This is a genomic window from bacterium, from assembly GCA_035559435.1.
Classification (GTDB): Bacteria; Zixibacteria; MSB-5A5; order WJJR01; family WJJR01; genus JACQFV01.
Window position 1 is genome coordinate 28,992 of sequence record DATMBC010000071.1, and the last position, 23,648, is coordinate 52,639.

19 protein-coding genes are annotated in these 23,648 nt (G+C 63.8%); 1 reads left to right on the plus strand and 18 read right to left on the minus strand.

The features are described 5' to 3' along the window. Nucleotides 1–574 precede the first annotated feature (574 nt). The 3 genes from VNN55_08770 to VNN55_08780 form a co-directional block, all read right to left on the minus strand. Nucleotides 575–1,561, minus strand: coding sequence for a DUF4238 domain-containing protein (locus VNN55_08770; protein ID HWO57642.1), 987 nt, complete (start codon nt 1,559–1,561; stop codon nt 575–577). 252 nt (nt 1,562–1,813) lie between these two features. Beyond that, nucleotides 1,814–3,271: an aldehyde dehydrogenase family protein gene (locus VNN55_08775; GenBank protein HWO57643.1), complete on the minus strand. Its 1,458-nt coding sequence runs from the start codon at nt 3,269–3,271 to the stop codon at nt 1,814–1,816. Nucleotides 3,272–3,957: 686 nt separating this feature from the next. Further along, nucleotides 3,958–4,746, minus strand: coding sequence for an enoyl-CoA hydratase-related protein (locus tag VNN55_08780; protein ID HWO57644.1), 789 nt, complete (start codon nt 4,744–4,746; stop codon nt 3,958–3,960). 387 nt (nt 4,747–5,133) lie between these two features. On the opposite strand from VNN55_08780, the gene VNN55_08785 reads away from it, so the two are divergent. Continuing rightward, nucleotides 5,134–6,276, plus strand: a complete 1,143-nt coding sequence (locus tag VNN55_08785) for a FlgD immunoglobulin-like domain containing protein (GenBank protein ID HWO57645.1) — start codon at nt 5,134–5,136, stop codon at nt 6,274–6,276. A gap of 146 nt (nt 6,277–6,422) precedes the next feature. Here the strand turns inward: VNN55_08785 and VNN55_08790 are convergent, their stop codons facing one another. From VNN55_08790 to VNN55_08860, 15 genes are all read right to left on the minus strand, one after another. Next, on the minus strand, nt 6,423–6,860 hold the full coding sequence (locus tag VNN55_08790; protein HWO57646.1) for a DUF2203 domain-containing protein: 438 nt from the start codon (nt 6,858–6,860) through the stop codon (nt 6,423–6,425). A 27-nt stretch (nt 6,861–6,887) separates the two neighbouring features. After that, nucleotides 6,888–8,285: an FAD-linked oxidase C-terminal domain-containing protein gene (locus VNN55_08795; GenBank protein ID HWO57647.1), complete on the minus strand. Its 1,398-nt coding sequence runs from the start codon at nt 8,283–8,285 to the stop codon at nt 6,888–6,890. Between the two features lie 4 nt (nt 8,286–8,289). Continuing rightward, a complete protein-coding gene (locus tag VNN55_08800; protein ID HWO57648.1) occupies nt 8,290–8,850 on the minus strand; it encodes a DUF1648 domain-containing protein in 561 nt (186 codons plus the stop codon). Between the two features lie 98 nt (nt 8,851–8,948). Beyond that, the gene (locus tag VNN55_08805) at nt 8,949–9,446 is read right to left on the minus strand and encodes a 3-isopropylmalate dehydratase small subunit (GenBank protein ID HWO57649.1); all 498 of its coding nucleotides are present in this window, start codon (nt 9,444–9,446) and stop codon (nt 8,949–8,951) included. Then, entirely contained in the window at nt 9,443–10,705 is a 1,263-nt protein-coding gene (locus VNN55_08810; protein ID HWO57650.1) for a 3-isopropylmalate dehydratase large subunit, read from the minus strand. Before VNN55_08810 ends, VNN55_08805 begins: the two co-directional genes overlap by 4 nt. An 80-nt stretch (nt 10,706–10,785) precedes the next feature. Continuing rightward, nucleotides 10,786–11,295, minus strand: coding sequence for a hypothetical protein (locus tag VNN55_08815; protein ID HWO57651.1), 510 nt, complete (start codon nt 11,293–11,295; stop codon nt 10,786–10,788). Nucleotides 11,296–11,631: 336 nt separating this feature from the next. Beyond that, complete coding sequence (locus VNN55_08820; GenBank protein ID HWO57652.1) at nt 11,632–12,144, minus strand: hypothetical protein; 513 nt, start codon at nt 12,142–12,144, stop codon at nt 11,632–11,634. 2 nt (nt 12,145–12,146) lie between these two features. After that, complete coding sequence (locus VNN55_08825) at nt 12,147–12,563, minus strand: secondary thiamine-phosphate synthase enzyme YjbQ (GenBank protein ID HWO57653.1); 417 nt, start codon at nt 12,561–12,563, stop codon at nt 12,147–12,149. A 17-nt stretch (nt 12,564–12,580) separates the two neighbouring features. After that, the gene (locus tag VNN55_08830; GenBank protein HWO57654.1) at nt 12,581–14,311 is read right to left on the minus strand and encodes an AMP-binding protein; all 1,731 of its coding nucleotides are present in this window, start codon (nt 14,309–14,311) and stop codon (nt 12,581–12,583) included. Between the two features lie 93 nt (nt 14,312–14,404). Further along, entirely contained in the window at nt 14,405–15,679 is a 1,275-nt protein-coding gene (locus VNN55_08835; protein HWO57655.1) for an HDOD domain-containing protein, read from the minus strand. A gap of 175 nt (nt 15,680–15,854) precedes the next feature. Then, nucleotides 15,855–17,099 carry a ribonuclease H-like domain-containing protein gene (locus tag VNN55_08840; protein HWO57656.1) on the minus strand — a complete coding sequence of 415 codons (1,245 nt, stop codon included), beginning with the start codon at nt 17,097–17,099 and terminating at the stop codon, nt 15,855–15,857. Further along, nucleotides 17,077–17,976, minus strand: a complete 900-nt coding sequence (locus tag VNN55_08845; GenBank protein ID HWO57657.1) for a HEAT repeat domain-containing protein — start codon at nt 17,974–17,976, stop codon at nt 17,077–17,079. The genes VNN55_08840 and VNN55_08845 overlap by 23 nt, the downstream gene beginning before the upstream one ends. A 161-nt stretch (nt 17,977–18,137) precedes the next feature. Further along, nucleotides 18,138–20,048, minus strand: a complete 1,911-nt coding sequence (locus tag VNN55_08850; GenBank protein ID HWO57658.1) for a hypothetical protein — start codon at nt 20,046–20,048, stop codon at nt 18,138–18,140. A 99-nt stretch (nt 20,049–20,147) separates the two neighbouring features. After that, a complete protein-coding gene (locus tag VNN55_08855; GenBank protein ID HWO57659.1) occupies nt 20,148–21,365 on the minus strand; it encodes a response regulator in 1,218 nt (405 codons plus the stop codon). A gap of 19 nt (nt 21,366–21,384) precedes the next feature. Then, nucleotides 21,385–23,331, minus strand: a complete 1,947-nt coding sequence (locus VNN55_08860) for a GAF domain-containing protein (protein HWO57660.1) — start codon at nt 23,329–23,331, stop codon at nt 21,385–21,387. Between the last annotated feature and the right edge of the window lie 317 nt (nt 23,332–23,648).

Sequence of the window (23,648 nt, forward strand, 5' to 3'; positions counted from 1 at the left end):
AATCTATCATCAAGCGCATCCATCCGCAACGGCACATTCCCATAGCCCGTCCGCGCCCTCGCGCTCGACCACAACCATTCGCATGGATCGCTGACCAGTCCGCGGGTTACCGGATTTCATTCAATGTAGTCTACCGCCTTGGCAACGGTGTCCCAATTGTAAAGATTCCGGTCGTACCCCCCACCGGCTTGCCAGAGGCGATGCACCACTCGCTTTCCCTGGCGCGCTGTAATGACGGGTGGCCCTGACGCGCTCTTTGCGTCAGGGTTTACTCTGTCCCGCTGGGCTCCGCGAGTTGGCGCATAGGCAACACGAATTGGTGATGGTCATCCCCATACTGGTCGCTGCGGGCTTTGGCAAGCCCTGATCCTGCGGGAAAGCGCGTCAGGGCCACCCCTGGGGTTTGTGGCGCAGAATCAGCGCCCGGGATCAGGGCCACCCTGCCGCGAGCTGGCGCATACGCAACACGACTCGATGATGGTCCTCCCATGCTGGTCGCTGCGGGCTTAGGCGAGCCCTGATGCAAAAGGCGCATCAGGGCCACCCGCCGCTCTGACATCTGTCTCATTATCGCTTAGGTAATCCTTATTCTTCCACCAGGCTCATCTGGCCACTCGAGCTTCGGGATCATCGGTTCGAGCTCGTTGAGCCATCTGTTAATAAATCTTGCCCGGAAAGGCGAAAAAACATATCTGCTCGCTCGACAAGCAGTCCGCTTGTTGATGTGTCGCTTAAAGAATGTATCGCACGACGCAAAGCCTACAGGGCCACCCCATGATGCCAGAAACGTAAATCGGGAAGAGAGCGGAAGCGTAATCTGCGCGCCCGAGCTATCGAAGTCACCCTTCCACTTACCTGTTTCTCCTCCGATATCGACTATCGCGACCGGGTTGTCCGAAGTCAGAAACTGAAGATCGTCTCTTGCATCGATGATCGTGTGATCCATCGAGGCAATCTGCTTAGCGAGCTGAGGCAGCAACTTAAAGTATAGACTCATTGCGGCTCCCGGGTTCAAGCTAATTGTGTAGTTGTCTCGATTGAGAAACCATTTCCGGAGCTCTTCAGGGTCCATGCCGCCAAGCTCGAACCCCTGTGACTGGAATTCAGCAATCTTTTGTCGCCACTTAATTGGATCCTTTGCCGCTTTGTACACAACCTTGTCAATGAAACTCTTCCCAAACCCAAAGAAGATATCTCTCAGTGCAGCAGTCCGGTAGTGCATACTCGCCACAAATAGCGACAGCGATGCGTACTCTTCTGCTCTCGGCGTGCGGCGGTCCTCGACTATTGCACGGATAATAGGGGCAGCGATATCCTCTAATTTCCTCAAGTGTTCTTCGAATACGTTGTGTTCCTCACCGTCCACATCCTTAGCACGATAGAAATGCTTGATGACGGAAGCGTCATTGGGGTGTATTGGGATTGGCTCTCCACCGCCGCGCTCGTATCGCCACAACATTCCATCCGCTCGCTCACCACCGTTCGTGAAGTTGGCAAGGTAGAACCGTGGAATGACGTGATGTCGATTCTTCTCGAGAAAGCGATCCGGAATCTCAACCATATGCTTTCGTGAACCACAAAGATTGCTTCGTCGCTTCGCTTCTCGCAATGACGATCAGGCGGTCATTCCAGCCACACCCAGACGCACTACGTCTCCGTTTACTGCGTCAGTACGGTGGCGACATAGAGGTTGATGCAGCTCTCGTAGGGTGGGTGCGCTCTTTGCACCCACCGTTTTCGCTCTTCACATGCCGCCGATCGGGTTAACAAAGATTGCTTCGTCGCTGCGCTCCTCGCAATGACGATCAGGCGTTTACTCAAGGCCCACCCATACTGTCTTCAATTCCGTGTACTGCTCCAGCGCGGCGGCGCCGAGGTCGCGGCCGTAGCCGCTGCTTTTGTAGCCGCCGAACGGGGCGGCGGCGTCATAGAGGTTGATGCAGTTGATCCAGACGGTGCCCGCCTGGAGACGCGCGGCGGTGCGGTGGGCGCGGGCGATGTCGCGGGTGTAGACCGCGGCGGCGAGACCATAGGGGCTGGCGTTGGCCAGCGCCGCCGCCTCCTCTTCCTCATCGAAACGCATCACCGCCAACACCGGCCCGAAGATCTCCTCGCGGGCGATGGCCATGTCATCCGTGACCTCATCGAATACCGTTGGCTCTACGAAGTACCCAGCAAACCCTTCGGCTCGCTTTCCGCCGGTCACAAGCTTGGCACTCTCCATCTTCCCCTCGTCGATGTAGCGGAGGACACGGTTCATCTGCGTTTCGGAAACAAGCGCGCCCATGCGGGTCTTGGGATTGAAGGGATCGCCGGGGGCATAGCGGGCCGCCTTGGCGATGACCCCCTCGAGCACCTGATCGTGAATCTTTGACGAGACAATCAGCCGCGACCCGGCGGCGCAGACTTCGCCTTTGCCATAGAAGATGCCGACCAATGCGCCGCGAATGGCCTGCTCGATGTCGGCGTCGGCGAAGACGATGTTTGCCGATTTGCCTCCCAATTCGAGCGAGACCCGTTTGAGCGTGGCCGCGGCACGCGCGCCGATCTCGCGTCCAACCTCGGTCGAGCCGGTGAAGGCGATCTTGGCGACCAGCGGATGATCGACGAGGGCCCGTCCGGCGGTCGGCCCGAATCCATTGACGACATTGAGCACACCGGGCGGGAAGCCCGCCTTCTCGGCGGCGTCGGCGACCTCGAGCGCGGTGAGCGGAGTTTGCTCGGCCGGCTTGAGGACTAAAGTGTTGCCGCAGGCCAGCGCCGGGGCGAGTTTCCAGGCGCACATCAAAATCGGGAAATTCCACGGGATGATCGCGCCGACCACCCCGACCGGCTCGCGGCGGGTGTAGACAAACTGCGGCCCGGCGACCGGGATGGTCGCCCCTTCGATCTTGTCGGCCCAGCCGGCGAAGTAACGGAAAACGCCGATCGCCTGATGCAGGTCAATCTTCGATTCGAAGACCGGCTTGCCATTGTCGATGGTCTCGAGATTGATCAGCCGCTCGGCCCGCCTTTCCAGTTCATCGGCCAGTTTCCAGAGCAGCATCCCACGGGCGGCGGCGGACAGTGTCCCCCAAGGGCCTTTGTGCAATGCATCATGTGCCGCTTTAACCGCCCTGTCGATATCGGCGGCATCCCCCTCGGCGACTTCGCAGTAGGGCTGGGCGGTGATCGGGCAGATGTCGGTGAAGGTCTTGCCGGATTGCGCCGGGGTCCAGGCACCATTGATGTAAAGATCAGTGAACTGGGGCTTGAGCAGTGGCAAAGTCATGCGCCGTCCTTGTCGGTCGAGGTGGGCGGCAATGGCCGCGGTGGTGTTCGGGATTATTTACACTCAGAGGCGGGCAAATGCAATCATCTTGCGGCGAGTGCCCTCACCCGTTTTGCCTTCGGCAAAACGACCTCCCCCAGAGGGGGAGGTGAACTTTCCGTATCGAACGAATTCATGTTGAATGGTAGTGCGTCCGCCTCGCTGGACGCAGGCGACGCGAGTGCCCCTACTCGTTTTGCCTTCGGCAATACGACCTCGACGAGCGGGGAGGTGAACAAGCGTTTCTCTTGAAACTGGAGGGGGCCGGGGGATGAAAGTCTGCATAACTTCAGCGTCGTCGATATTTCATCCAATGAATTAACCGGACGAAGTACACGGAATGTTCACCTCTCCCTTTGGGAGAGGTCGATTCCGCCGTCAGACGGAATCGGGTGAGGGGACCCGGCGCGATTTACGATTGGCGATTTGCGATTGTTGGATCAGGAGACGGCCGCGTGTACACAGACGACGGATAAGAGCAGGCTCGGCGGAAGCCTCGCCCTCCCCTTCTGCGCATTTGCATCGGGAGGGCAAGGCTTTGCCGGGCCTGCTTTCCTGCCGCGGACACACGGGCCTAAAGGCCTGTGCCACCCCTACACGTCATCAATCACTTCAATCGACAATCGAAAATCGTCAATCGCCAATCGTCAGACGCCCGCGAACTTCGGGACCCGCTTCTCCACATACGCGGCCAGGCCTTCCTTGGCGTCCTGCGATTGGAACAGTTGCTGTTGCAGTTCGCGCTCGATCGCCAATCCCTCGGAGAACGGCACTTCGCAGCCGGAGCAGACAGCACGCTTGATCCGTCCGACCGCCTTGGCGGCCTTGGCCGGCGGGACAAACTGGCGGGCATAGATCAGCACGTTGTCCATGAACTCGTCGCGGTCGTAGATGTGATTGACGATGCCGAAGTCGAGCGCTTCCTCAAACGAGAAGGTCTGGCCGGTGCACATCATCTCGATGGCGCGGGCCTTTCCCACCAGCCGTCCGAGACGCTGGGTGCCGCCGGTGCCGGGAAGCACGCCGAGGGTGACTTCGGGCAGACCGATCTTGCCGCCCTCTTTCTTGGCAATGCGGATGTCGGCGGCCATGGCGATTTCCAGCCCGCCGCCCACGGTGTGGCCGTTGAGCGCGGCGATCACGAGCTTGGGTGTCTGCTCGAGTCGGTTGAGCGTTTCGTTGGCGTGCAGGCAGAAGTAGTACTTGAACTGCGGCGTGACCTCGGTGAGCATGCGGATGTTGGCGCCGGCGGAGAAGAACTTGTCGCCGTCGCCGGTCAGCACGATCACATGCACATTATCGTCGAAACGCGCCCGAAGGATGGCCTCATCCAGCTGCCGCATCATTTCGTAGGTGTAGGTGTTGGCCGGCGGATCGGACATGGTCAGAATCGCGATGCCGTCCTGAGCGTCGTATTTGATCAACTGCTTTTCCATTCTCGTTCCTCCCTAGAGCCAGACGGTGTCGAATCATGAGCGAAATACTATACAATCACGCCAATTAACCGCGCGCGGGCAGGGCTGTCAATGGGGGCAAGGGGCTGACAGCCCCTTGGCCGGTGGATCAGAGCACTGCCTCGCCTCCCGTCATCCCAGGACCCTGCGCTCTTGGCCGGGTCCTGGGATCTTTGTCGCGGTCACGATGGCGCAGGTGGTCAACCTGTGCTCCGCAGGCAAGAAGAGCAAAGGGCAGGTCTCAGACCTGCCCTACGATTGAAAGATGTGGATGCAATCGAACACGGCAGCCATCTGATTTTGCCCGACGAATGCGCCGGATGGCGCGTATAAGGCACGGGTCGGTCAACCGGGTCGTTGCCGCTTGCCATGCGATATTACCTCCCCCTTGCCATTGTGCTGGTGCTCTTGCCGACTGTGACGGCGCAGGCGGAGAATGCCACGCGTTTCAGCAACGCCGTGACGCAACCGGGTGGGTCGTTTTCTGTCGACATCCTGATCGAGAACGATGTCATCCTGGGCGGGCTGACGGTGCCGTTTCGCTGGTCCACTCCGGATCTTGTCCTCGATTCGGTCAGGCCGCGTCCGGAGCGCTGGGAAGGGATCATGAAGTCCATCCCGGGTGTGCCCAATGTCCCGGAGCGGTATTCCACCTTCACGCTGATCACTTCGCTCATTCCCGGCGAGGTGGGCTGGGTCCCGGTCGGGGATGGGCCGGTGGCGACCCTCTATTTCCATGTCGATCCCGGCGCCTTCGATCAGTACGCCTTCATCGACTCAGTCTACCAGGTGCTCAATGATCAGCCGATACGCTGGGTGAACTGGTCGAGCTACACCGGCGGGCTGATTGCGCCGTCGGTGTATCCCGGACGGATCACCATCGGCGACCCGGAGGCGGTGTCCATCGGTGTTTCACCCACGGCGATCACGGTCAGGGCTGAGACCGGCGATGCCGATCCGGCGGCGCGGAGTCTGAATATCTTTTCCGTCGGCGGGATTGAGGTCGATTGGGGCGCATCGTGGTCGTCGGACTGGCTTGAACTGACGCCGGCGGTGGGCAAGACACCGGCCTTTCCGACCATGTATGCCGACCCGTTCTTCCTGCTGCCGGGCATCTATCAGGACACCATCGTCATCACCGCGCCGCTGGCGGACAATTCGCCGCTTCTGGTGCCGGTGGTCTTCACGGTCGACACCGCCACGCCTGAGCCCCCATCGGGATTCGACTTTCGCTTGTTGCAAAGCCGTCCCAGCCCCTATGTCACCTACACCGATCCGGAGACCGCGATCCCGTTCGTACTGGAAGAGCCGGCGCATGTGCGGATCGAGATCTTCGACATCCTCGGACGGCCGGTGCGCACGCTGGCCGCGGGGGAGTTTGGCGCCGGGGAGTCGAGCGTGGTGTGGGATGGACGCGACGCGCGTGGACGGCCGGTGGCCTCGGGGCATTACCTCTGCCGCATGACCACAACGCAGGGCGAGATGTCGCGGGTGATTGTGCTGATTCGGTAAAATACAAGGGGCTGAAAGCCCCCTCTCCGGCATTGCGAGTTGCCTGAATAGCTCCTCGCAATGTCGTCCCGAGTCCGGAGGGCAGGGAATCTGCTTCGTGTGACCAGGCGCAAGCATCCTCCACCCGCGCCAACATTTCATTGCCATTACAACGGCTGGCGGCCACGGAAGCCGGCTTCGATCTCGTGCCAGAACTCGATCGACTTCTCCCCCATCCGCCAGCAGAGGAAGACTTCGCGGTTCTCGCGCAGGTGCGGGAAGTCGATCAGGCCGGCTTGCACGTCCTTGATCAGGATGCCTTTGTCCTCCAGGTCGCTCATCAGCCGTGTGATGGCATCGGAGATGACCAGGATCTCGGCGGTGGCGGCGCTGCCGCCGTTGCCGGGGGCGCGCTCGTGGATTGATTCGAGCGCGGCCTGATGCGCGGCCAGTTCGGCGCCGAGCGCATGAATCCGCTCAAAGACCGACAACACATGCGGCAGGAGGGCGTTGGCCTCCGCAACGGTGAAGTGCTTCTGGAACTGGTGCTCGGGCATGCGATGGCTTTCGTGCGTGCGCGCGCGTCGCGTCCAGGTCGCGATCATTGGCGACGGCGGCGGCCTTGTGGGTCCCTACGCATCGGGGAAGACTTTCCCCGGATTCAATATACCATCGGGATCGAACGCGCGCTTGAGCCGTTTCATCAAATCCAGCTCCGTCGGCGAAAGGGCGATCGGCATGTAGTGCTTCTGGACCCAGCCGATGCCGTGCTCGCCGGAGATGGTCCCGCCCATGGCGACCACCCGTTCGAACAGTTCGGTGATCGCCCCGGGGAGCCGTCCCTCCCACTCGGCGTCGTTTAAATCCATCTTAAGAATGTTCACGTGCAGGTTGCCGTCGCCGGCGTGCCCGTAGGTGATCGCGGTGAGCCGGTGCTTGGCGCAGATTGTGCGCACCACGCGCACCAGCTCGGGGAGTTTGGCGCGCGGCACCACGGTGTCCTCTTCCTTGTAGACCGAGACCGACTTGACCGCCTCGCCGATGCCGCGCCGCATCTGCCAGATGTCGGCGACCTTCTGCGGATCATCGGCGACCAGCGCATCGCGCGCGCCCTCGTTGAGGCAGATTTCGCCGACCTGCTCGGCGTCGCGCTCCAGCAACGCGCGGTCGTTGCCATCCAGTTCCAGAAGCAGGTGCGCCTCGGCGTCGGACTGCGGGAACGACTTTCCGAATTTCTGCTCGGCGCAACGCACCGCCGCGCCTTCAAGGTACTCGGCGGCCGAGGGGGACAGACGCGCCATGAAGATCTTGGTCAGCGCGCGCGCCGCCGCCTCGCCATCGTCGAAGGGGCAGACGATCATGATGCGTTCCTTCGGCAGCGGGATGAGCTTCAACGTGATCTCGGTGACGATGGCCAGGGTGCCTTCGGAGCCGACCAGCAGCTGGGCGAGGTTGTAGCCGGTGACATTCTTGAGCAATTTGCCGCCCCAGCGGATGAGGTCGCCGTTGGAGAGCACGGCCTCGACGCCGAGCACATAGTCCTTGGTGACGCCGTACTTGAGCGCGCGCGGCCCGCCGGCGCACTCGGCGACATTGCCGCCGATAAAGCAGGATCCGCGCGAGGCGGGATCGGGAGGATAGAAAAGCCCCTTCGCCTCGACTGTCTCCTGCAACACCTGCGTGATCACCCCCGGCTGGACGACCGCGACAAGGTTTTCGGTGTCGACCTCCAGGATCTGATTCATCTTCGCCAGCGAGAGGCAGACGCCGCCATGGACCGGCAATGCCCCGCCGGAAAGCCCGGTTCCGGCGCCGCGCGGCGTGACCGGCAGTTGGCGCGCGGCGCAGTGTGTCATGATCGCCCGCACCTGCGCGGTGGTGCGCGGCAGCACCACCACCTCGGGCGGGAAGGACAGATCCTCGGTCTCATCGGACCCATGAATGTCCAGATCGGCCCGGTCGGTAAGCACCAAGTCGTCGCCGCAGATGGCGCGGAGGGCATCGAGATCAGATTGGTTGATTCGAGTCATATCATCAGGGGAGGCGGGCGGAGATGCCCGAGGTGACAGTTTGGCGCCCGGCCATCGTTTTCGCCTCATCCGCGGCGCGGGCAATGCGGTTGAGGTAGTAGATCGCCAGCGCCAGCGGCGCGGTGACCAGCAGGACGATCAGCGGCCACGGGGTCCTCAACGCGGCGCCGGTGGCGATCATCAGCGTGAACAGATTCAGTCCGCCCATCAGGATGCCGATGCAGACGAAGATCGCCAGCATCATCTCGCGCATGAGATCATGCAGACGGGCGCGCGCCGCAGGTGGCAGCAGCGCGATCTCGGCTTTGCGTGGCACGTTGTAGGCGCCGGGAAACTTCAAGAGCACGATGCAGAGGATCGCCATGACGGTCGCGGTGATCGGCCCGACCCACATCTCCCAGCCGCCGCGCTCGGACCAACGGTCGGGATTGCCGGACAGATCGAAATGCACCGGCACCCGCCGCGGCAACGCGTCATAAAATGCCAGCGGCAGGAGCCACTGGCCTATGGTCAACGCAATCAGCAGAACAAAGAGAACCCTACCGAGGCCGGATTGCGGAATCATATGAACGCTGTCCTGCGCCTTTCCTGCCTGACACACCGTCGCCCGGTCACCCGCGGTCATTCCCGCTTAAAGCCGCGGGGATGACGGACGGCAGACGGCTACATCGCGAAGTCGCCGTGCTTCTGAAGGTGGGCGATCAATCCGCCGTCGGCGAGGATCCTCGTCATGATCGGCGGCAGGGGCTGGAAACGCCGCTCGAGGCCGTTGGTCTCATCGCGCAGGATGCCGGCGGCGAAATCGATGGCCAGCGTGTCCCCCTCGGCGATCCCATCGGTGTCGACCTCGATGCAGGGCAGGCCGTTGTTGATCGCGTTGCGGAAGAAGATCCGCGCGAACGATTTGGCCAGCACCGCGCGGGCGCCGGAGAGTTTGATGATCACCGCCGCCTGTTCGCGCGAGGAACCCATGCCAAAGTTGTTGCCAGCGACGACAAAGTCTCCCGGCTTGACCCCGGCGGCGTAGTCTTCGCGGGCATCGCAGAGCGTATGCTTGACCAGTTCCGGCATGTTCGACAGCAAATGGACATAGCGTCCGGGGAAAATCAGGTCGGTGGAAATGTCATCGCCGAAAATCCAGGCGCGTCCCTTGTCGCTCATGAGATCACCTCGCGGGGGTCGGTAATGACGCCGGTGAGCGCCGAGGCGGCGCAGGTGGCCGGCGACGCCAGGTAGATGAAGGCCTCGGGATTGCCCATCCGTCCCTTGAAATTGCGGTTCATGGTCGACAGGCAGTTTTCGCCGGACCCGAGAATGCCGGTCTGAATACCGGGGCAGGCGCCGCAGCCCGGCGAATTGACCAGCCCGCCGGCGCGGATGATCGTCTCCCAGACTCCTTCGCGCAGGCCATCGAGATAGACGGAGCGCGACGCGGGTGTGGCGACCAGCCGGGTGCCTTTGGCGACCTTATTGCCCTTGAGGATCGCGGCGATCTCGCGGAAGTCCTCGATCCGGCCGTTGGTGCAGGTGCCGAGGTAAATCTGATGGACCCGCAACCCCTTGACCTTCCGGTCGGTGACGCCGACGACGTTGTCGACGTTGTGCGGCATGGCGATCTGCGGCTCGAGCGTGGCGCAATCGACGGTCATCTCAAAGACGCACGGCGCATCGCGGTCGCCGGCCAGCGGGGTGTAGTCCTGCGGACGGCCATGCGCTGCGAGGTATTCCTGCGTGCGCGCATCGGAGGCACACAATCCGCACTTGCCGCCCGCTTCGACCGCCATGTTCGGCAGGACCGCGCGATCGGGCACGCCCCATGCGTCGATGGCGGTGCCGACAAACTCCATCGAACGGTAGGTGGCGCCGTCGACGCCGATCCTGCCGACGATGTGCAGCATGACATCCTTCGAGTAGACACCCTTGGGCAGTTTACCGTTGATGACAAAGCGCATCGTCTCGGGGACCTTAAGCCAGGTTTTGGAGAGGTACATCGCCACCGCGACATCGGTGGAGCCCATGCCGGTGGCCAACGCCGCCATGGTGCCCCCCATGCAGGTGTGCGAGTCGCCGCCGATGATGATATCCCCCGGCTTGGCGTAACGCTCCATGACGATCTGATGGCTGATGCCTTCGCCGACGTCGATTAATTCGACATTCCACTCGGCGGCGAAGTCGCGGATGGTCTTCTGCTCGTTGGCCGACTGGACCGTCGACGAGGGCGAGGCATGATCAAGGAAGAAGCGCACCTTGTCGGGCTGCTTGAAACCCCGGAAGCCGAGTTTCTGCAATTGCGTAATCGCCAGCGGACCGGAGAGGTCATGGGCGAAGATCTGATCGACGGGCACCATGACCAGCTGCCCGGGACGGACCGTCTCCCCCACCTTGGCGGCAATAATCTTTTCAACCAGCGTCATTGGCATGCGTGATCTCCTGCGCCCCGCGATGAGTTACGGCGGGACCGGGCAGTATAATGGCGCGCGTCGCGGCGATCCAAGCGCTTTCAGACGGCGGTGGCGTCGGGTGTCTGTTCGGGCAGCGCGCGAATCCGCGCGGCGGCGCGTTCGAACAGGGCGGCATTCTGTTTGAAGGCGCGCCACTCGGTCGCGCCGCTGGTGACGCCCAGGAGAATGGTAAGTCCGCCCAGCGCCCAATGCAGCCAGGGTGTCATCTGGCCGAAGAGCACACCACCGGCGACAATCAAAGTCGCGGTGGCCAGAAGCGGCAGCCAGTGGCCCAAACGGGTCACGCGGCGTTTGATTGCCTGCGCCTCGACGGCGTAGTCCTCCCCCAGTTCGTATTTGGCGGCCGCGCGCACCATGGCGGTGCGCATGCCGATGAAGTAGTAGGTGATCATCACCTGCGCCAGCGCATACAGGAAGGTCGAGACCATCCCCATGAGGTAATGCGTCTCCCAGGTGAACAGCCGCGGCGCGGCGTAGCCGATGATCGCGGCGGCGCTCATCCCGGCCAGGCCGAGCCACTTGGCGACGATGAGGAGGAAGGCAAGCATGGAGTCAGGCGATGGAGTGTATCGCGATGGCGGAAGGCGTGTCTGGACGCTGCCGCGCTAAAAAAGATTGCTTCGTCGGTCCGATCCGCCTTCGGCGGATCGTTCCTCCTCGCAATGACGGATGGAATTGCGTGAAGCTTCTCGGAGAGACCGTCCCTCCTCGCAATGACGGTGGCGGCTGATATAGTTCACGCATCGTCATTGCGAGGAGGAGTTCGCATGAGGCGGACGACGACGCCTGTCCGCCGCGGCGGAAAGCAATCTTTGTTCCTCCCCCCGGCGCGAACGGTTGTCTGAGCACATGCCTCAAGGTCACTCCAACGCCAGCGCCGTGCGCTACTTCCCCACCGCGCGGTAGGTCATCGTGCTCAGTTCCACCGGACGGAAGCCCGGGATCATGCGCGCCAACCCGGCCACCAGGGTACCGGGGGCATCGGGACGCACCCGGATCGACCATTCCTTCCACTCGCCGTCGAAGGAGACCACCCACTGTCCTTCCTGCCAGCGCATCAGGCCGTTGACCGACGGATAAGATTTCTCGGTCCAGCGCACGGCGTAGATGCTGTCGCCGGCGACCGGCATCACCTGGCCGCTGCCGCGTGAGATGGCGGCGCCCTTGTCGGCGTTGACCAGCACGCGTCGGATCGCCAACCCCTTGCCGCTGCTGTCCGGCGCGAATTGCAGGGTGTCGGAGTAGTTCACCTGGAAAAACAGCCCGTTGCCGACCCAGTGCGAGGTTTTTCCGCCGGCAAAATACTGCAGCGGGTTGGTGCGGAACAAGTCGACGGTCTGCGCGCCGCACGGCGCGGCCAGACCGAGCACGACGAGGATGGCGGCCAGCCACTTCACGTTTACTCTCCCATGATCTGCACGCGCACCTGACGGTCGCGCGGCCGGTTGTCGAATTCCAGAAACACAATCTGCTGCCAGGTGCCGCGTGCCACTTTCCCTTCAGACACCGCGGCGGTAAACGATGTTCCCACCAAAGTCGAGCGCAGGTGGGCATATCCGTTGCCGTCGCCCCAGGTCTGATCATGCGCGTAGGGCACTCCGGCGGGCACCAGACGATTCATCAACGCCGGCCAGTCGCGCAACAGACCGGGCTCATGCTCAATGGTTGATACCGCGGCGGTCGAGCCGACGGCGCAGACCACGACGATGCCGTTGCGGATTTTGCTCTTCCCCACCGCCGCTTCGACATCGGCGGTCAGATCGATGATATCGCCGTCCCCGCGCGTGTGAAACTTGAGAATGTGGGAGTGGACCATGGGTGCCTCGCGGACCCTCAGACGGCATCCGCCGTCTGGGTTCGTTCCGGCGCGCCGTCGGACGGCGAGGTCGCCAGTTGTTGCAACGCCAGGGCGCGTTTGATCTTGCGGGTCGATGTCTTCTCGAAGGGGTCATCGCGCATGGTCCACTCCACGATCCGTTTGTAGGGCGCCATGCCTTCGCAGGCCCCCTTGACCGCCGCGGCCATCGCCGCCTGCAGGGACTGACGGTCACGCACCGCCTCCGGCTGGAAGGCCGCCAGCCATTCGCGGTCGGGCACCACGATCGCCCCCACCAACTCGCCGGTCTTGCCGGAGCGCTTGATCCCGTAGACCATCGATTCCGCGACACCCGGCTGGGCGTTGAGCACCGATTCGATCTCCTCCGGATAGATGTTTTTGCCCGCGCCGGAAATGATGACATTCTTCGAGCGTCCCACCACATGGATATGTCCGTCGGGATCCAGCCAGCCGAGATCGCCGGTAAGCAGCCAGCCATCGCGCAGCACGGCGGCGGTGTCCTCGGGACGGTTCCAGTATCCGGCCATCACCATCGGGCCGCGCACGGCCAGCTCGCCGATGCCATCGGCGTCGGGCTCGCGCACTTTCACTTCGACGCCCGGCAACGCCGGGCCGACGGTGTCATAGCGGTGATGACCCGGCCGATTGACCGACACCACGGGCGCGGCTTCGGAAAGGCCATACCCCTGCAGAATCGGGATGCCGAACACATCGAAAAACTCACTGACCTCGGCGGGCAGCGCCGCGCCGCCGGAGACGACCAGCCGCAACGACGCCAGCCCCGCTTTCCTCCGCGCCCCGCGGAAGAGCATCTGGCCGCCGCGTTTCCAGCCGAGGCGATGGCCCAGACGCACCATGCCGGCGATGGCATTGAACAGTCCGCGCCGCACGGGTGAGGCCTCCTCCACCTTGCGCGCGATCGCGTTGCGCATCTTTTCGTACAGCAGCGGCACCGCCAGAATCACGGTCGCCTGGTTGGCGCGCAGGTCATCGAGAATCTCATTGGATTTCAGACTGCGGGCATAGGCCACCTGCGCCCCGATCGAGAGCGGATAGAGGAAACCGGCGGTCGATTCGAAGGCGTGGTGGATCGGCAGGACCGACAGGAGCACATCCGAATGCTCCAGAAGCCGCATCTCCTGAATCGCCATGATGTCGGTGACGATGTTGGCGTGGGTGAGCATCACGCCCTTGCTGTAGCCGGTGGTCCCCGAGGTGAAGATCAAGGTCGCCAGCGACCGCGGGTCGATCGGCGGCGGCGTCGGGATGTCGCCATCGGCGGCAGCGAATCCCGGCCAGATGTTCGCCAGCTCAACCACACGGGTCTTGACGGTGGGGGAATCGAGATAGGCGGAGCGGGTATCGACAATCAACAGCGCGGCGTCGGCATCATGGAGGATGCCGGTGACTTCCACCGGCGTCAGCATCGGGTCCAGCGGCACCGCGGTGGCGCCCGACCAGTGCACCGCCAGGTAGGCGATGGCGAAGGCGAAGCGGTCGCCATGGCGGATCGCCACGCGCACACCGGGTCCGGCGCCGTGGTCGGCCAGACGCGCCGCCAGGGCCGCGACGGCCGGAAAGAGCGCGCCATAAGTCACCGGCGCAAATCGGGCATCGACCCAGCGCCACAACGCCGGCTGGTTCCGCCATTTCCCGGCCGCTTCGGCGAGGAAGGCGGGAATGCTGACAACCGGACGGTCGAGGAACCGTGACTCGGACTGCGACATCGACTCATTATACCGCCCGCGCCCGTTTCGGTCACCCAAAAACAGAGCGGGCGCACCCGGTGCGCCCGCGTCCTGTCTTCGGGGAATGGCGGCTTAGCGGTTGGCCAGTTGCTCGACCCGCCGCTTGACTTTTTCGTCGATGTTGAGAATCTGCGCCCGATCGTGGTAGGGCACCACCTCGAACTTGCCGAGCAGCTTCATTTCGGTCAGCACCGCCGAGATGTTGACCACGGCGTTTTCGATCATGCGCATCGATTCGACCAGACGGCCGTCGGGGTCCTCAAACTGTCCGCGACGCACCGCCATCTCGACCAGTTCCGAATGCCCCATGATCGTGGTGGTGGCGTTGTTGATGTAGTGCGAGAAGGTCGCGCAAATGGCATCGAGAACCTGGTGGATCAACTCTTCGCGCGAAGCGACCGGCGCTTCAAGGAGCAATTGCTCCAGCTCGCCGTAACTCTCGCGCAGACACTGGTTGGCGTTGCGCAGAATGTCGAGTTCGCTGCCGATGTCAACCTGGAGAATGCCGCCCATCTCATGGAGGGCCTCGACGGCGCTGCGGCTGGCAAAGGTCAGATCGATCGGGTGCAGACCCAGCGCGGTGAGGATGCGGTTTTTGCTTTCGACCCGGCGGCGGGTGAGCGGCACGCGCGGCTCGCAGCCCATCTGACTGATTCGGTCGGCCAGCGCGGTGACAAACGCCAGGCGCTCATCATCGGGGACGCCGCGAACGGCCAGGCCGCGGTCATGGTGACGGCGCACGGCGTCGCAGATCGGCTCGGGCACGCCCTGTGTCTGGCACCACCAGGATCCCGCCTCGGCATGGTCGATGCCGAAACGGTCGTTTTCGTGCGGCGCCCAATCCTCGCTGGGCAGCTCGCTTTTCAGGAAACTGCGATAGGACTCGCCGAAGACATGCCCCATCAGCAGCAAACCGACATCATGGAGCAATCCGGCGGCGAAGGCCTCCTGCGGCGGCTGGCAGCCGCAGCGCTCGGCCAGCATCTGCGCATTGAGCGCGGTCTCAATCGAGTGCCGCCAGAACTGGGTGATATCAAGCACCTGCGCCGGTTCGGGACGGACAAAGGCCTCGCGCACGCAGGCGGCCAACAGCGCGGCGCGCACCGAGCGGAAGCCGAGACGGTCGATCGCGTCGGGAATGTTGCGCAACGGAGTGGTCAGTTCACGGCTGGGCGCGCACAGCCGCAGAACCATGGTGGCGGTCTGATGCTCGGCGGTCAGACGGCAGATAAACTCACGTTGTCCGTCTGCGTTCTCCTCGAAACGCAGGCACTCCAATGCGACCTCCGGCAACGAGTACAGCTCGTTGAGTCGGAGAATCCTCTCGCGCACCGACAGACCGGGCATGGGCAGTATTAATCTCCTCGGACGGGGCACGGCGTATCGGCCAAATATGCCCTATCACTATCAAGTTATCGGCGCGAGCGGGAGGGAACTTCAGAGGGAAATAATCGAACAGAAAACGGCGGATTCATGGAGCGCCGGTTTAACGGACAACCCTATCATGCTATCCCGCAGCGCTTTACGATGCGCGCAATTTGCGGCGGAGGCGTGTTTGACGCTGGAGCAGGCGCTCACGCGGCCCCGCGGCGCTCAGATCGCCGGTGGCGGCGCGGAATTCCAGCCCGGTCAGCGCCTTGTCGACTATCGCCAGTGCGCCCCGGTAGTCGCGGCGGCGATGTTCGAGATGTTTGGCCAGTTCTTCGGCGATGGAGACATCCTGCGGCGTCGCTGCCGCCGCCTGCTCCCACTCGCGGTGGGCGGTCTCGTATTCGCGTTCGCGTTTGAGGATCAGCCCACGCAGACGATGGATGGCGGCGCGTTCGACGGCGTCATTGACCCGCGACGCCGCCTCTTCCAGCGCGCGGAGCGCGGGCTGGTGCGCGCGGTGGCGATACCAGAAGCGCGCCAGCGCCTGCAAGTCGGCGGCGGAGTCGAGGCCGGGTCGCTGCGGCTGGGTCCGCTCATTCAGCCAGAGCGCATAGACAAACAGCGAGACCACATCGAGGCGGTTGTGCTCGAAGACCGCATGCAGACGCGGGCTGAAACCCTGGCGCAGGTATTCGAAGTACACCTCCGGCACCTCGGCGCCGGGGAGGTCCTCGATCCGGGCGATGCGCAGCAGCGACTCCTCCACCTGCGCCAGCGAGCAATTGGGCAGACGGTGCTTGAACAGGGCGCGTGTCGGCCAGAGCAAATCCAGGTGCGGCAATTCGCGAAACTCCGAATCGATGCGCCAGAAGTTGAACCGTCCTTCCAACAGCGGCAGGTCAAACGCTGCGCCGTTGTATGTGACCAGCGCCGCGGCGCTCTCGAAGCGCGCGGCCAGTTCATCAAGCGCGCCCGCCTCATCGGCGAGATCGGGAAGGAAATACTGATCGACGACAAACACGGCGCCGTCGAAGCGCCCCACGGCAATCAGGAAAGCGACTGTGCCGGCGCCGCCGGCCAGGCCGGTGGTCTCGCAGTCAACAAAGAGACACTCGGTCAGCGGACACTGACGATCCGGCGCCGACAACGGCACACGCAAGCCCGCGGCGGCCGCGCGTTGGCAGAGATCCTCCACCCAGGTTTCGCCCCATGGCTCGCGCGGTGTATAGCCGATCCGTCGCTGCCAGAACCGTCCGCGCCGCGCCACGACCTCGCGGGCATCGACCGATTCCGGGCCGATGATGGGCGCCGGTGTCGGCGCGCGCTCCGGCAGCGCCAGATGCGCCGCGATCCGCGCCAGTTTCGCCTGCAGTTCACCGGGACCGGGGTTGTTCATGCTGTTTCTCGAGCACGATCTGTTCGAAGCGGGCGATCTGCGCCAGCACAAACGGATCGGTTTCCTTCGCCTTCAGTTTCGCGATGGCCTTGGCCGATTCCAGCGGCCCCTTCTGCGACAACCCCTCCACGGCAAAACCGCGCCGCTTTGGATCGGGATCATCCAGAAGTTTCCGCAGCCATTGGCGCGACTCCGGGTCGCCGGTGGCGCCGAGCGCGACAATGACATCGGGGGTAGTTGTGATCCCATCGGGGAGCGCGACGGTCTGGTCATGCTGCGCGAGGGCGCGGATGGCGGCCTGACGCACGCCGTAGAATTCGTCATTCAACGCCCGGAACAGGACCCGCGTGGCGGCGGTGTCGGGCAGATACCCCAACGCCACCGCGCAACTCTTACGCACGTCACTGTCGGCGTCGGATTCCAGCGCCGCGATCAATGGCGCCAGCGCGCGTCGGTCGGCGGTCTTGCCGAGGGCGGTGGCCACCTGCGAACGGACGCTGTATTCCGGATGATCAAGATGCGCCAAAAGCGGCATCACCGCGGCCGTGTCCTTGATCCGTTCCAGACAACGGGCGGCATTGCGCGGCGCATCCTCGCCGGCCGAATCGAGATAAGGGACGATGAATGGTGTGGCGACCGTCCCCATCTTTTCGAAGATCTCGGCCAGCCGCAACCGTTCACGGGCGTCGACGGTAAACAGATAGCGCGACAGCCATCGCGCCCCCGTCTGCCCCATTTGCGCCAGCGAGTCCTTGGCCGGTTCGACATATGAGGCGTAACGGACATTCCCCTCGCTGGCCCAGCGGAACAGACGCGCCACGCGGGCGGAGTCGGTTTCGGCCAGAATGGTTTGTGGGGCGAAGGCGATAAACGACATCAGGAGCAGGCTCGACAGTCCGATGCGGCGGATCGCCCTCCCGTTGCCTGCGACTTGGTCTTGTTGATCCGGCGCGCAAAAAAGCAGGCTCGGCAGAAGCGCTGCCCTCCCCTGGCTTGGGAGATTGCTGCGCCGTTGGCGAGATGGCGTGAGCGAGTTGTTCATGGGGTCACCTTGCGCAGCCAGGTGGAGTCGGCATCGACGCCGACGCCCCACAGCGAGCGTGACAGCCAGATGCGGCGGTCCCGCCCCGGACCGATGTAACGGTCGGCGCCGTCGAGATCGAGAAACAGGCCGATCGAGCCATAATCGCGGCGGGGATTGCCATACCCCTGGGTGTTGATGGTGTCGCGCGCGTTGTAGGTGTCATCGCCGGAGCCGTCGATCAGCACACCGACGCCGTTGGCCGAGCCGGCTGCCTGCGACAGGTCGCTGCAGGTGTAGCGGTCGTTGCCGGACGCGTCGATCAGATACCCCTGCGACCAGTCATGCCCGCACCCTTGCGAGACTCCCTTGGAGGCATACATGTCATCGCCCCGGCGGTCGAAGAGACAACCGGCCGACATGTGCGCCCCGGCGCCCTGCGCGTATTGATACGACGAATACTGATCGTTGCCGCCGGCATCATAGAGGCCGCCAAACGCCCACCAATATGCGCTTCCCTGCCCGAAGATGTCGGTGACATAGAGGTCATGCCCGCCCAGATCGAAGAGCAGTCCGACGCCGCCGGAGAAATACGGCCGGGCGCCATAGCCGAAGCCCTGCGAGAGCGAATAGTTCCGGTCGGCGTACTGGAGTGTCGCCTGATACTTGCCGCCGGCAAAATAGCTGTCGTTGCCGCCGTCATCCATCAGCACACCGACGCCGGCGGCAAAGCCGAAACCCTGCGCGTACATGGCGGCATTGCAGCGGTCGTTCCCCTCGCCCGCATCGAAAAAGAGCCCCATCCCCCAGGCCCCGGCACCCTGCGTGAAGGCATCGCCCTCGTAGACGTCACGTCCGCCGAGATCATACAACGCTCCGACACCGAACCAGCCGGCGCCCAGCGTGAAGTTGCCGCCGCGGTATGTGTCATCGCCGCCGACATCGATCAAAAGCCCCAGATTCCAGAAGCCGCAACCCAGATCGAGTCCATCCGGCGCCTGGTAAAGATCATCGCCGGACCAATCGACTACCACGCGGGCGCGCCCGGGTGTCATCGGCGCCAGCTCGTAGACATCGTCGCCGCCGGGATCGATAATCGCCACCGGACTGCCGGTGTAGGTATCCTTGCCGGCGGTGCCGATCACGACATCGCCGACGGCGGTGCGCAGAATCTGCATCTTCCCCGGCGCGCCGCCTTCGGGAGGCAGCGGCGCCTGGGTGGGCAGGCTGAGCACCCGTTCATCGACGGCGAAGGCCATCGCCATGATGTTGTCCCACCAGCGCACACGGCCGGCATAGGCGAGGATATGGGCGGCCAGAGTGTCGCGCGCCTTCTGCAGCGAGTCGATGGTCTCGGCCGCGGCGGTGTTGATCGATTCCTCTTCCGTGGCCAGTTCGACAGCGTCGGTCAGAAACAAGTGACGGTCGCGCTCCGGGATTTCCGCCAGGATTCGTTCAATACGCGTGCTGTCGGCGCAGGCGGCCAATGTCGCCGACAGCCAGTTGAGCCAGTAGATCGAAAGCCCCGTCTTGGCCGCGTTGGGTATCGCCACCGGGCCGGAAGCCAGACGGGTCTCGCCGAAAATCTGGAGCAGCTTGACCGAGACGTCACGGGCGCGCAGACGGATGTGACGGGCCTCGTTCTCGCCGCGAATGGCGCGGTCGGCGACAATCGACTGCATGATCTGAGGCATCGAGGTTGGCTGGGCCATCGCCTGATCGACTGTCTTCAGCCGCCAGGGATCGACCTTCACATAGTCGGTGCGCAGCGAGAGGTCCTGCGGCAAGACACGAATGTAGGAGAGCGCTTCGCCGACAGCCGCCTCGGGCCAGGGCCAGAGACCGGAATCGGGGGGCTGCGCCTGGGCTGTGAGCGCCAGGGCGAGCACGAGACATGCAGCGGCAAACCCGCGCGGGAGGTAGATCATGCCGCTTCAATAACCAACGACCGGGGCTTCGTCAATCGCTTTGCGGCCACAGAAAAGCCCACCGGAGCGTGTCCGGCGGGCGTGAAGTTTAGCGGAGGATCAAACCGGGCGTCGCAGGGCGATGTCGGCAATGGCCTTGCGGATCTGTTCCAGACGGAAGGGCTTGGGCAGGATCATGTCCACACCCGCGCCTTCCAGTTGCTCCTTGGTGATCTGCGCGCCCCAGCCGGAGATGACGATGACCGGCAAGGGCGGAGTGAGCTGACGGGCGCGACGGGCCACATCCCAGCCGTTGACACCCGGCATGCCCAGATCGGTGATCACCACATCAAAGTCTTTGTCCTCCATTGCCACGATCGCCGCGGCGCCGGCATCACAGGTGTGGACCTCGTGGCCCACCTCGCGCAGCGCTTCGCCGATCACATCGAGAATGGTGGCGTCGTCGTCAACCAACAGAACCCGTCGCCGCGCGCTGTCGACGGAGACCTCGCGCACCGGCGGCGGCGCCACGCCGGTGTCGGGCGTGTGGGGCAGTGTGACCGTGAAACGGCTGCCATGGCCGAGCACTGACTCGACCTGCACATCGCCGCCATGACGCTTGACCACGCCATAGACCACCGCCAGCCCCAGCCCGGTGCCCTCTTCGCCTTTGGTCGTGAAGAAGGGCGAAAAGACATGTTGCGCCTGTTCGGCAGTCATCCCCACGCCCTCGTCGATGACCTCCAGTTGACAGAGGCCATCGCGTCGGCCGGTGAGCAGCGTGAGCGGGCCGCCGCCCGGCATGGCGTCGAGGGCATTGAAGATCATGTTGGCGACGGCGTCGACCAGTTCGGAGCGCACACCGCTGACGGTGACATTGTCGGACAGATGGGTGTCGATGGTGTAAAAGATGCCGCGCTCCTGCGCCTGCGATTCCCAGCGGTAACGGGTCACCTGCATGGCGTCGCCGATGACGTCGTTGAGGTTGACCGTCTGCATGTCGGTGCGGTGGCCCTGACGGGTGAAATCCTGCAGGCGCTTGACCGTCTCCCCCGCCTGCAGGACAATCATTTCGATGTGCTCGACATGACGCTTGATCTCGTCGACGTCGGATTTCATCCGCACCAGCTGGGCTCGTCCGAGGATGGCGCCGAGCATGTTGTTGATGTCGTGGATGACGCCGGAGGCCATCTCGCCCAGGATGCGCAGTTTTTCGGCGCGCTCCATGTCGGCGGCGGAGAGGGTGCGTGGATCGGCGCCCCGCGGGCCGGCGGACCCCCACAACGGGGCCCCGGCGGAGGGCCGGGTCTCACGGACGGTGGAATCTTCGGTCGGCATGAATCGTCTTCGCTTCCCTTTACAGGGCGCCCACCGGCGCCTTTCGTCCGGCGGCGGCCGTCGCGTGACGACGGGCGGCGTCGGCCAACGAGGCCGGACGGACAAAATCGGTTTCGGACGCCGGCGCCGATTCGGCCGGACGGGTCCAACTCCATCGCTCGCGCGGAATGAGCGCGCCCTCATCACCGGCGCGGATGGCCGCCTCCTGCAGAATCTCCATCAACGTCGTATGGATGCGCGTGGCGGAACGCTCGATGCTGCCCAGATAACGGGAGACCTCCGGCGAGACATCCGCCTGCTTGAGACGGATCAACTCCGCCGAGCCGATGATCGTGGTCAGTGGATTGACCACTTCACGGCTCCAGGCCTTGAGACGTTCACTCAGCGCGTCGGCCGGCGTTGCGGCGCCGGATTCGCCGCGATCCAGACTCCACTTGCGGCAGAGAGCATCGGCCAGTTTGCCCAGCACCATGCGCGAGCCGGCGTCCAGATGCGCCCGGTCGGGATGACGCCGCTCGATGACGTCGATCACCCCCAGCGGCATGCCGTTGCGGTGAATCGGCACCAAACAGCCGGTCTTCATCCGCCGGTCCATGGCCAGCGCGGCTTCGGAATCGTCCATGACCGCTTCGGGATCGCCTTGGTTGACCGTCAACGTGCGGCGGCTCTCCAACGCCCAGCGGTGCCAGGGCAACTGAGCCAGCGGCACCTGACGCGGACGGTCGGGGTCGGCGATGCGTCCCGACGCCCCCACCTCGGAAAGCGATTGCATGCGGTCATCGAGACGATAGACGCGGATGCCGGTGGCGTCGACCATGCCGGCGGCGGCGTTGATGAGCGATGCGTCATCGTCGGCCGCGTCGGAGCCCGCATGTCCGAGAAAGGCCAGTAGCTGTTCCTGACGCTGCCGGCGGCGTGTTTCGTTCAACAGGCAGAACCACGGCGCGAGATGCGCGGCAACGGTCTCGAGCAGACCGACGGCGGTTTCGTCGAATTGGCCGGGCTGACGGTGCGCCAGCGTCAGGGTGCCGGTCACACGGCGGCCATCGCGCACCGGCACGATCAACCGCGAGCGCATGCCCAACCGACGCTCCCACGGCCACGGCTGCGTGTCGTCATCGTTGCCCTCGTCGTCGGCCATGTCGAGATCGGGCGTGATCACGGCGCGCCCGGTGTCCAGCACACGGCGCAGCGCCGCGCCGGTCACCGGCCAGCCATGGCGGCTTTCGGTGACGCGTTGCGAGTCGGCGAGCATCGACACACGATCTTCATGGGCGCGCGAGTCGCCCAAGGAGGAGATGGAGAGGTAATCGTAGGCGATAATGCCCTTCAGCGCCTGATCAATGACCGACGGCGCCGCTTCCAGACGTCGCGCCGGCAAGAGTTGCGGCATGGCGTCGGCCAGACGGGCGGCGAGAATGCCGCGGTCGCCGTGCTCGATCACTTCGCACCATTGGGAGAGGTGGCGCGCCACCAACGCCGCGGCGGCGATCCAATCCGACGGCGCGGGGCGGCGCGGATTTTGCACGAGCAGGATGCCGTAGACATGGTCCCCGTCGCGCAACGGCAGAGTGACCAGCGGCGTGTCGCCGGCGCCATGCACCAGCGCCAGCGGCTCCGACTGCGAGGCCCACCAGGCCAATTCGGCCATCAGGCCGGTATGCTCCGGCGCGGGCGCAGTGAGCGCAGCGGCGTCAACTCCGGCGACGCCGAGACGACGCACCTGGCGGCGGCGCAGACTGATTTTGTAAACGTACGCGCAGTCGGCGTCGACATCGCGCCGAAAGACTCCGGCCAGATGAAGCAGCATGGCATCCAGCGAACTGTCGGCGGTCAACTCATGCGCCAGATCGTTCCAGAGACGGTGGCCATTACGGCGGTTCTGTCCGCCGCCTTTGCGCCACAATCCCGCCAGCGCCGCCAGAGCGGCCGCCGGTGCGGTCCATGCGAGGATTGTGTCCATCATACCCCCTCCAACACTCATGCCCTCCGTGGCAATGCGCAGCGCGCCGGTCACAACGGTAACGTCCCAGACCGGGTTCACGGGGAGGAGCGCGAACATCTCATGTCCTGTCACTGCGCGTTTCGGTGTTTGGTCCGTGAGGGTCCATCCGGCAGGGCCGGATGCGACGCGACTTCATGATGGAAACCGCGAACGTGGGGCTGCTCCCCATACCGCTCATCTATAAAGTCGGCTGCGCAAGCGAAACCTTAACAAGCAATTACGACCCGCAAGCGGGAAGTTTCCCTCACAAGCGATTTGCGGCTAACAAGTTGAGTGTA